Source organism: Actinosynnema sp. ALI-1.44, assembly GCF_001984155.1.
Lineage (GTDB): Bacteria > Actinomycetota > Actinomycetes > Mycobacteriales > Pseudonocardiaceae > Kibdelosporangium.
Window position 1 is genome coordinate 94,320 of record NZ_MTQO01000028.1, and the last position, 10,324, is coordinate 104,643.

The following is a 10,324-nucleotide window of genomic DNA, read 5'->3' on the forward strand; positions in this document are numbered from 1 at the left end:
ACATCCGATCAGCGCCCGGTCGGCTCTGTCGCTAACGTTCGAAGCGTGTTCCGACGGGTACGAAGATCATTGCGCGACGCGAGTCAGGTCGACAAACGCCTAGTCCGCCGTAGTGCGGAGCTGCCCGAGACCACGGTCGACCGGGCGATGAAAAGCCTCACCAAATCCGCCAACCACGGCGTGTTGTGGTTCAGCGTGGCCGGCACGCTGGCGTTGCGGAAGGGCAAGACACGCCGAGCGGCGCTACGGGGCGTGGTCGCGATCGGCTTCGCGAGCGCCAGCGCCAACCTCATCGGCAAGCGCCTGTTCCCCCGGCGGAGACCCGCCGCTGAGTTGTTGCCCACATACCGCCGGCTGACCAAGCGGCCGACGTCATCTTCCTTCCCGTCCGGGCACTCGGCGTCCGCCGTGGCGTTCACCACCGCGTTGGCGATGGAGAGCCCCGCCTTGGGCGCCGCCGTGTTGCCGCTTGCGGCAGCGGTCGCATATTCGCGTGTCCACACCGGTGTGCACTGGCCGACGGACGTGGCCGCGGGCGCCGCGATCGGCGTCGCCGCGGGTCTGGCGACCCGCCGGTGGTGGCCGATGGGCGCGGACGAACCAGCCAGTGCGCACCCGCACTCGGCGTTACCGGCGATCGAGGACGGCGAAGGTGTTCTCGCGCTGGTGAACCCCGGGTCGGGCGTGGACGGGCAGGACCCGACCGAGCAGATCCAGGTGCACTGGCCGAAGGCGACCGTGATCTACCCGGACGGCGACCTGATCGACCAGCTGCACAAGGCGATCGACGAGGCCGAGGTCCCGCCGAAGGCCCTCGCGGTCGCGGGCGGTGACGGCACGGTCGCGGCGGTCGCCGCGGTCGCCGCGGAACGGCACCTGCCGCTGGTCCTCGTCCCGGCAGGCACCCTGAACCACTTCGCCCGCGACGTCGGTATCGACGGCATCCAGAGCGTGGACAACGCACTGGCCGCCGGTAACGGCGTGCGTGTCGACCTCAGCCACGTCGACGTCGACGACCACGCGCCGCGCTGGTTCCTCAACACGGCCAGCCTCGGCGGGTACCCGGACATGGTGCGGTTGCGTGAAAAGCTGACCCGGCGCTGGGGCAAGTGGCCTGCCGGGGCGATCGCGCTGGTGCGCGTGCTGGCGAAGTCGATGCCGTTGCGGTTGACGATCAACGGCCAGCCGCAGCTGGTGTGGATGGTGTTCGTCGGCAACGGCTCGTACCGGCCGAAGGGGTTCGCCCCGACCACACGGCCCGAGTTGGACAAGGGCCTGATGGACGTCCGGTACATCCGCGCCGACGTGTCGTTCTCGCGCCTGCGGTTCGTGTTCGGCGCCGTGCTCGGCGCGTTGCACCGCAGCCGGACCTACTGCCACCGGGAGGTCAAGGACCTGGACGTGGTCGTGCACGGCCAGCCGATCAGGATCGCCACCGACGGCGAGGTCGGCCCGCTGGGCACCAGGTTCCGCTTCAGCGCCCAGCCCGCCGCCCTGTCGGTCTACCGCTGAGAGGTCCCCTTCTCGGGATCGGAGAACGTCACCTGGATCCCCCGCGTGCCGGACCGGTCGGTCAACACGGCATGCGGGGGTGGGAGCACCGCCTTTTCGCCGTCGTCCACGCTCGCGCCCAACCACACGACCGGGGTCTTCATCGCTTCGAGGGTGTCGAGGACCGAGTCGAGGATCCGCTGCTGGCCGGGCACCCGGCGCCGGGCGACGATCAGGTGCAGACCGATCAGACCGCCGTGCGGCACCAGTTCACGCAGCGGCTCCAGCGGGTTGTTGTGCGGCGGTGAGACCTCTTCGAGGTCGTCGACGACCAGGTAGAGGTCCGGCCCCGTCCACCATGACCTGGTCCGCAGCTGCTCCGGGGTGACGTCCGGGCCCGGCAGGCGCCTGCGCATGGACGTGACGACGTCCTTGAGGGCCTCCGTGAGCTGCCCCCTGGCCATCGAGTACGCCAGCAGGTGCGGGGGGTGGATGTACCCGAGCATCGAGTGGTTGTAGTCGACGAGCATGAACAGCGCTTCCTTCTCGGTGCTGCGCTGTGCGATGGCGCGGACGACGGTCCGCAGCAGGTTCGTCTTGCCCGACTCGCCGCCACCGAACACCACCAGGTGCGGGTCGGTGCCGAAGTCGACGTGCACGGGCGTCTGATCGGCCTGCACCCCGATCTGGAACCTCTTGCCGACGCTCACGAACTCGGTCGCACGCACCAATGGCGGCACCTGCCCGTGCCAGTGCTGGCGGATCTTGTCCACCGCGTCGCGCAGGCCCGCTGCCACGTCCTCGGCCTGCGCCGACCCGTCGATCCTCGGCAGACCGGCGGCGAAGTGCAGGCTGTCCCCGGTCAGTCCCGACCCCGGCCTGCCGGGCACGTTCGCCGCGTTCTGGGCGTTCGTGTCGGAGGTGGCCGGGTCGTCCAGCCGCAACTCGAACCTGGAGCCGATCAGCTCCTTCGTGGCCGCGGTGATGTCGGCCCAGCGTTCGGCGGACAGGATCACGTGCACGCCGTAGGCAAGCCCGCGCCCGAACAGGTCGGCCACCCGGGCCGCCAACTCGGGGAACTGCTCGCCGAACGCCTGCCAGCCGTCCACGACCAGGAACACGTCACCGAACGGGTCGTTCGCGACCCGCTTTTCCCGTTTGCGCTCACGGAACACCGCCATCGAGTCGATGGCCTGCTCGCGGAAGCGAACCTCCCGGTCGGTCACCAGCGACGTGAGTTCGTCGACGACCCGCTGGGCGAGTTCCTTGTCCGACGCGGAAACCACGGCACCGACATGGGGCAGTTCGGCGAGGGTTGCGAGGGTGCCGCCGCCGAGGTCGAAGCAGTGGAACTGCACTTCCCACGGGGTGTGCGTCAACGCCATCGACAGCACCAGCGTGCGCAACAGCATCGACTTGCCCGCGCCGGACGCGCCGACCACGGCACCATGGCCCGCGGTGCCGGAGAAGTCCGCCCACAACAGCTCACGTCGTTGCTCGTACGGCTTGTCGACGATGCCCACAGGTGTTTGCAGCCCGCCCACCCATGGCGAGTTCACCGGTGACAGACCGCGCTCCGGGACGGGGTTCAGCGGAGCCATCATCGTGTCCAGCGGATACGACGAGTCCAGCGGCGGCAGCCACACCTCGTGTGCGGGCGGGCCTTGACCGACCGTTTTCGCCACCATGGCGCCGAGCACCGACGCGCCGAACGGCGTGTCGTCCACCGGGCCGGCGGCGGACACCGTCTGGAAACGGACCAAAGCGTTGTCCGTCTTCAGGTACGCGGCACCCGCTTCGTCCGGCAGTTCGTGGGCGTCCGGGACACCGATCACCCGGCGGGACTGCTCCGCGGTGGCCGTGCGCAGCGCGATCCGGTACGTCAGCCGCGCGTCGAGCACGCCGAGGATGTCCTCGTCGGGATTCTCCGACGCCAGCAGCATGTGGATCCCCAGCGAACCACCGACCCGGCCGAGCAGGATCAACACGTCCCGGAAGGCCGGTTTGGCGTTGATCAGCGCGGACACATCGTCGACCACGATCACCAACGCGGGCAACGGATCCAGGTCGGCCCCGTTCTCCCTGGCGCGCTCGTAGTCCCAGAAGTTGCGGAAGTTGCCCGCGCTGCGCAGCAGTTCCTGGCGCCTGCTGGTCTCACCGGCGAGCGCGTCCTGCAGCCGGGCGAGCAGCCGTTGGTCGTCGGCGAGACCGGTGAGCGCCGCCGAGACGTGCGGCAGCGCGTCCAGTTCCTGGAACGTGCCGCCCGCGCCGAAGTCGAGCAGGACGAAGTTGACCGTGTACGACCCGTGCGTCGCGCCGAGCCCCAGCACGATGGTGCGCAGCAGCTCCGACTTGCCCGAACCCGGCGCGCCGACGAGCAGGCCGTGCGGGCCCATCCCGTTCATCGGGCCCATCTTCAGGTCGAGCACGACCGGCTGACCGTTCTCGTCGACACCGATCGGGGTGCGGAACCGGTCGTTCTCCTGGCGTCGCCGCCATGCCTGCCGCGGATCGAAGTCGTGCACGGACCGCAACCCGAGCAGCTTGAGCATCCGCTGGTCGCCGACCTGCTGCTCGGCAACCACCTCTACGGGGACGACCTCGGCCGGGGCGTCCGTGGCGACAGCGGCAGGGACAGCGGCAGGGGCGTCGGCGAGGTCGCCGGTGACCGGCTGGATCGAGCGGACACGGGCCTTGGCGATCGGGGCGTCGACGTCGAACTGCCCGGCACGCGCGCTCCACGAGCCCTGCAGCTCCCTGCCCAGGTACTGCGACAGGTTGGCGACCGAGATCCGGCCGTCGCCGTCCGTGTCCGCCGCGCCGGTCTCCAGCCCCCGCACCAGGGTCACGGTCAACTGGTTCGCCGCCGAGAACGTGTACGCGCTGTCGCCGAAGTACTCGTCGAGGTTCAGCTGGAAGTCGATGGCGCAGTCGAGCAGGAGCAGCTTCACCCCGGCCTGGCACTGGAACAGCAAGTGCCACAACACCAAGGACGGGACAGCGGTCGAGTACGGCAACGACGAGTCCGTGCCCACAGTGGCGAAGAACAGGTGGTTGTAGTGGTTGAGGAAGGCACGACCGGTCAGGTGGATCACCACCGTGTCCTCCGGCGCGCACCCACGCATCAGGCGTTCGGCCTCGCGCTCGATCCCCGACTTGGACTCGTTCGACACGAGGACCACCTCGTCGAACCCGCCCACCTCCGGGTCGAGCAGCAGGTCCCGCAGCCGCCTGCCGTCCCCGGACGGCACGCGCGGCTCGCGCAGGCTCGGATCGATGTGCTCACTCGTTGCGACCAGCAACGCGATACGGCGGCCTGTCAACGCCTTCCACTCCCCCTGTGACAACGGACAGAACTGGACCCGGGGAACGTGCCCCGGGCCCAGTGTGGTGCTTGCTTCGCCTTGGACTACTTGTCGGTCGCCGGAGGGGCTTCCTCGGCTGCCGGTGGCTCGTCGGTGGGCAGCAACGCGGTCAGCGCCTCACCGGAGATCCGGCGGAAGGCGCGGCGCGAGTGAGCCCGGTCCAGCCGAGTCCGGTCGAGCACGGCGACTTCGAGGTTCTCGGCCGTGAGCAGCCCACCGCCGTTGCCGTTGCTGCTCGCGTTGCCCGGCGTGTTCGACTTGCTCAGCGCACGCACGGCCACGCCGACAGCCGCGGACAGCTCCAGACCCTCGCTGTAGGACTCCTTCAGCGCCGCGACGATCGGGTCGACGTTCCCGCCCATCACCATGTAACGGGACTCGTCGACGATCGAGCCGTCGTAGGTGAGCCGGAACATCTGGTCCTGCTCGGCCGACGCGCCGACCTCGGCGACGCAGAGCTCGACCTCGAACGGCTTGAGCTGCTCGGTGAAGATCTGCCCGAGGGACTGCGCGTAGACGTTCGCGAGTTGGCGCGCGGACACGTCCCTGCGGTCGTAGGCGAAACCCCACAGCTCGGCGTGCCTGATCCCGCCGCGGCGCAGGCCCTCGAACTCGCTGTAGCGGCCCGCGGCGGCGAACCCGATGCGGTCGTAGAGCTCGGAGACCTTGCGCAGGGTGCTCTTCGCCGGGATCTCAGCGACGAACAGCACCCCGCCGGCGTACTTCAACACGACGACACTGCGGCCCCGCGCGATGCCCTTGCGGGCGATCTCGGACTTCTCCCGCATCAACTGCTCGGGCGAGGCGAACAGCGGCATACTCACAGCAGTGGCTCCTGGATCTCGTGCGGACGGGACTCGACGTCAGCCTCAGCCACGCGGCCGTTGACTGCGGTCGGCGACGACCGCCTCGGCCACCGCACTCGTTTGTTCCTCGGGCAGCCGGACCGCGCCGTCCGCCCCGGTGATCGTGATGACCGACGGGAAGATCCGCCGGTGGATGTCCGGGCCGCCCGTGGCCGTGTCGTCCTCGGACGCGTCGTACAGCGCCTCGACCGCCCACCGGACCGCCGCGTCCTGGTCGCCGTCCGGGTCGTAGAGCTTCTTCAGCGCCGAGCGCGCGAACAGCGAGCCGGAGCCGACCGCGTGGAAACCCGCTCGCTCCTCGTAGCGGCCGCCGACCACGTCGTAGGACACGATCCGGCCGCGTGGCGAGTCCGCGTCGACGTCGTAGCCGACGAACAGCGGCACCACCGCGAGGCCGTTCATGGCCATGGTGAGGTTCTCGCGCACGGTCGTGGCCAGCTTGTTCGCCTTACCGTCCAGCGACAGCGGCACGCCCTCGATCTTCTCGTAGTACGCGAGCTCGACGGTGTACAGGCGGACCATCTCGATCGCGAGACCGGCGGTGCCCGCGATGCCGACGGCCGAGTAGTCGTCGGTGACGTACACCTTCTCCATGTCACGCTGGGCGATCAGGTTTCCCGACGTGGCACGCCGGTCGCCGGCCAGCAGCACGCCGCCCTGGTACGTGACCGCCACGATGGTCGTGCCGTGCGGCACGTCAGCCAACGCGGCCTGGTTGTTCAGCTCCGCCGCGCGGGCGCCCGGAAGCAGATCGGGCGCCTGCGAGCGCAGGAAGTCGCTGAATGACAATGACGCGGCCGAGAGATAGGCAGCCGGTAGCCCGGTGCCCACCCCCTGGCGGGAGAAGGTGTTTTCCATGCCCTGCTTTCGTCGCTCCGCTGGTTCCTGCCTAGCTTGCCCGTTCGCACGGGGCGGGAAGGTTACTCGCCGCCCTTTTGCACGTAGGCGCGGACGAAGTCCTCCGCGTTTTCCTCAAGCACGTCGTCGATCTCGTCGAGGATGGTGTCCACGTCCTCGCCGAGCTTCTCCCTGCGCTCCTGGCCGGCAGGCGCACCGTCGACGGCATCGTCGTCGTTGTCGCCGCCACCCTGGTGCTGGACCTTTTCCTGGGACATCTGGCCTCCCGGTTTTCGACTGGCCTACATGAACACTACCCAGGGGGACCGACATGTGTCCCACAGGTTGACCCGTGTTTCTCCACGAGTGAACCGAAACCACCCTCAACCCCGGGGCGCCCCGGTGAGCGCGTCGACCAGTTCCTCGGCCGTCGAAGCCGCCTCCAACAGGGCTCCGACGTGCGCTTTCGTCCCGCGCAGCGGCTCGAGGGTCGGGATCCGGACCAGCGACTCACGGCCGAGATCGAAGATCACCGAGTCCCACGACGCCGCGGCGATCGAGTTCGGGTACTTCTCCAGGCAGCGGCCGCGGAAGAAGGCACGGGTGTCGCTCGGCGGCTCGGTGATCGCCGCCCGCACCTCCTCCTCGGTGACCAGCCGCTTCATCGAGCCGCGGGCGACCAGGCGGTTGTAGAGGCCCTTGTCCAGCCGCACGTCGGAGTACTGGAGGTCGATCAGCGACAACCGGGGCGAGGACCACTGGAGGTTGTCGCGGGCCATGAAGCCCTCCATCAGCCGCAGCTTGGCGGGCCAGTCCAGCCGGTCGGCGCACTCGAGCGGGTCGCGGCGCAGCGCGTCGATGATCTCCGCCCACGTCTGCAGCACGTGCCGGGACACGGCGTCCTGGTCGGTCTTCTCGATGTGCTCGGCGGCCAGCTCCATGTACGCCGACTGGATGTCCAACCCGGTGAACTTGCGGCCGTTGGTCAGTTCGACCGTGGTCCTGAGCGTCGGGTCGTGGCTGATGTGGTGCACCGCCCGAACCGGGTCGGCGAGCTTGAGGTGGTCGAACCGGACCCCGGACTCGATCATGTCGATGACCAGCGCCGCCGTGCCGACCTTGAGGTAGGTGGAGTACTCGGCGAGGTTCGCGTCGCCGATGATCACGTGCAGCCGCCGGTACTTGTCGGCGTCGGCGTGCGGCTCGTCGCGGGTGTTGATGATGCCGCGCTTGAGCGTGGTCTCCAGGCCGACCTCGACCTCGATGTAGTCCGAGCGCTGGGAGAGCTGGAACCCGGCTTCCTCACCGGCGACGCCGATGCCGACCCGGCCGGAGCCGCAGATCACCTGGCGGGACACGAAGAACGGCGTCAGCCCGGAGATCACGGACGTGAACGGCGTGCTCCGGCTCATCAGGTAGTTCTCGTGCGTGCCGTAGCTCGCGCCCTTGCCGTCGACGTTGTTCTTGTACAGCTGCAACCGGGGCTGGCCGGGGACGGTGGCGGCCTTGAGCGCCGCCTCCTCCATCACGCGCTCCCCCGCCTTGTCCCAGATCACCGCGTCACGCGCGTTGGTGACCTCCGGCGCGGAGTACTCGGGGTGCGCGTGGTCGACGTACAGCCGGGCACCGTTGGTCAGGATGACGTTCGCCGCGCCGAGGTCCTCCACGTCCGGGTCGGACGGCGCCATGCTGGGCGCGCCGAGGTCGAACCCGCGCGCGTCCCGCAACGGTGACTCGACCTCGTAGTCCCAGCGGGCCCGACGGGCCCTCGGGATGTCGGCGGCCGCCGCGTAGGCGAGCACGACCTGGGTCGATGTCAGTACGGGATTGGCTGTCGCGTCGCCGGGAACGGCAATGCCGTACTCGACCTCGGTACCCATGATCCGCCGCATGGGACAAGCCTAGGAGTTCCGTCCAAGGGCCGTTGCGGCGAGTGGTGCGATCCGGGTCACCGCGGACTTCGCCTTGGCCTCGGTCACGGCCGTCACGACCACGACCGACAGCACGGTGCCGTTGTCGTCGAGCACCGTGCACGCGGACTGCCTCGAACTGGTGGCACACCAGCTGACCTGGCCGTTCGCGGCTACCGGCGCGCTGACGCGCACTTCCGACCCGGCCGCGGGGTACGTCCCGCACGTGAGCTTGGCGCGCACAGCGGTGATCACGTCCGCCGCGTTTTCCCGGTATTCCGCCAAGTACTGCCGGATCGTCGAGCCGGTCGGGTAGGTCCAAGCGGTCTGGTACGCGGCGTCGGCCTCGCCGAGCGGGGCCTGGCAGTCCGGCAGCGTCGGCTGGACGGTGCGCGTGGGGCTGCCGGACGGTTGGACGCCCTCTTCGGCGAGATCCTTGGCGGTCATCGCGAGACGGTCGAGTTCGACGGTCTTCTGGCGCGTTGCCGGTGCGGCCGCGGGCGTCGGGGCCTGAGTCGGCGCCGACGGGGGCGACGCGCTTGTCGTGGTGGGGTCCGGGTTCCGGTAGTACCGGTTGTCCACGAGGTCGTTCGGCCGATCCGAGCAGCCCGCCAGCAGCAGCGCCGCACCGACGCCGACGAGCACGTGCACACGACGCAAGATGTGTCGTCCCTCTAGGTTTGTGATCTTGGTCAGGGCCCCCGCGCCAAGACCTTAGCCGTGCCGCCTCAGCCCACCGTCGGCGGCACGCACCCCGTGACGATGCCGCCCTGCACGTTCACTCCGGGCTTGGCGTGGTGGTCCTCGGTCTGCTTGAGCTCCACCACCAGCGCGGCCCGCACGCCGCCGACTTCCCGCTCCAGCTCGTAGGACACGCGTTTGGTGACGTCGTCCTTGCGCCCGATGGCCTTCCACCGCTTGCCCGCCACGGCCTGGATGCGGTCCTCGACGACCTTGAAGTCGGTCGTGTCGGTGTGGAACCCCGCGACCAGCCCGGAACTGACCCACTGCGCGCCCTGGGCACCGGTGGCCGCGTCGACGTCGCAGGTCTTCAGGTCGGTCCGCGGGTAGTCGTCCGGGATCGGCGGCGGCGACGGCGTCTTCGCCGGGTCGACCCGGCCGGGATCCAGCTCCTGCGTGATGGCGACGCCCAGTTGGTGCACGGCGTCGTAGGCACTGGCCAGCAACTGCCGCTGCCGTGGGGCGAGGTCAGGATCGGCGTTGTCCCCCAGGACGAGGTTGAGCAGCGGGTCGCGGGGAACGTCACCGCCGCAGTTGTCCTCGGTGAACGCCGACACCTTGGTGTTCTGGCCGTCGGCGACGGCACTGAGCACGACCTCGCGTTTGTTCAGCGAACGGATGAGCACGAACTCGCCGTCCTTGGTGCGGTGCGGCTGCCAGCCGTGTCCAACTGCCGAACCGCGCAGTTGGCGGCTGACCTCGGCCAGGGTGCCCGGCGCGGTGAACTCGGCGCGGTAGCGGTACGACTGCCGTTCCTCCAGCGGCTTGGAGAAGCAGGTCTTGCCGCTGAAGACCGGCTGGCCGCCGACGGCGACGTCCCGGATGAGCCGCTGGAAGTCCCCCGGCACGTCGAGGTCCTTGATGGATTGCCCGCACCCGCTCACGAGCAGGCCGATCACGACGAGCAGCGCTCCCCCGGTCTTTCGCACGGGCGGATGATAGTCGTCACGCACTGTCCTCTGTGACCGGTTCGGCGCGCATCCGGCCACCCGCGTTCGCAACCAATGTGGCCTTTGTTGCGTTTTTGGCAACGAAGGCCACTTGAGTTCAGAGGGTCGTCGCAACACCGGTGATCGGAGGTTGTGATGGTGGGTCGTGTTCCGTTGGGGCGTGG

Annotated in this window: 8 protein-coding genes; 1 reads left to right on the plus strand and 7 read right to left on the minus strand. The window is 69.3% G+C overall.

The window, feature by feature from the left end; all coding sequences use genetic code 11:
- The first annotated feature begins 45 nt into the window (after nt 1–45).
- A complete protein-coding gene (locus ALI144C_RS04225; RefSeq protein WP_076985665.1) occupies nt 46–1,512 on the plus strand; it encodes a bifunctional phosphatase PAP2/diacylglycerol kinase family protein in 1,467 nt (488 codons plus the stop codon).
- Here the strand turns inward: ALI144C_RS04225 and eccCb are convergent.
- From eccCb to ALI144C_RS04260, 7 genes are all read right to left on the minus strand, one after another.
- Entirely contained in the window at nt 1,503–4,814 is a 3,312-nt protein-coding gene (eccCb, locus tag ALI144C_RS04230) for a type VII secretion protein EccCb (protein ID WP_076985666.1), read from the minus strand. The genes ALI144C_RS04225 and eccCb overlap by 10 nt on opposite strands.
- Before the next feature lie 86 nt (nt 4,815–4,900).
- Nucleotides 4,901–5,680 carry a proteasome subunit alpha gene (prcA, locus tag ALI144C_RS04235; protein WP_076985667.1) on the minus strand — a complete coding sequence of 260 codons (780 nt, stop codon included), beginning with the start codon at nt 5,678–5,680 and terminating at the stop codon, nt 4,901–4,903.
- A 45-nt stretch (nt 5,681–5,725) separates the two neighbouring features.
- Nucleotides 5,726–6,580 carry a proteasome subunit beta gene (gene prcB, locus ALI144C_RS04240; protein WP_076985668.1) on the minus strand — a complete coding sequence of 285 codons (855 nt, stop codon included), beginning with the start codon at nt 6,578–6,580 and terminating at the stop codon, nt 5,726–5,728.
- A 62-nt stretch (nt 6,581–6,642) separates the two neighbouring features.
- On the minus strand, nt 6,643–6,837 hold the full coding sequence (locus ALI144C_RS04245) for a ubiquitin-like protein Pup (RefSeq protein ID WP_076985669.1): 195 nt from the start codon (nt 6,835–6,837) through the stop codon (nt 6,643–6,645).
- 105 nt (nt 6,838–6,942) lie between these two features.
- Nucleotides 6,943–8,451 (minus strand): depupylase/deamidase Dop, encoded by a 1,509-nt coding sequence (gene dop / locus ALI144C_RS04250; protein WP_076985670.1) that lies wholly within the window; start codon nt 8,449–8,451, stop codon nt 6,943–6,945.
- 9 nt (nt 8,452–8,460) lie between these two features.
- Complete coding sequence (locus tag ALI144C_RS04255; protein WP_143230393.1) at nt 8,461–9,129, minus strand: hypothetical protein; 669 nt, start codon at nt 9,127–9,129, stop codon at nt 8,461–8,463.
- Between the two features lie 68 nt (nt 9,130–9,197).
- Nucleotides 9,198–10,139 (minus strand): hypothetical protein, encoded by a 942-nt coding sequence (locus tag ALI144C_RS04260; RefSeq protein ID WP_143230394.1) that lies wholly within the window; start codon nt 10,137–10,139, stop codon nt 9,198–9,200.
- Nucleotides 10,140–10,324: the final 185 nt, after the last annotated feature.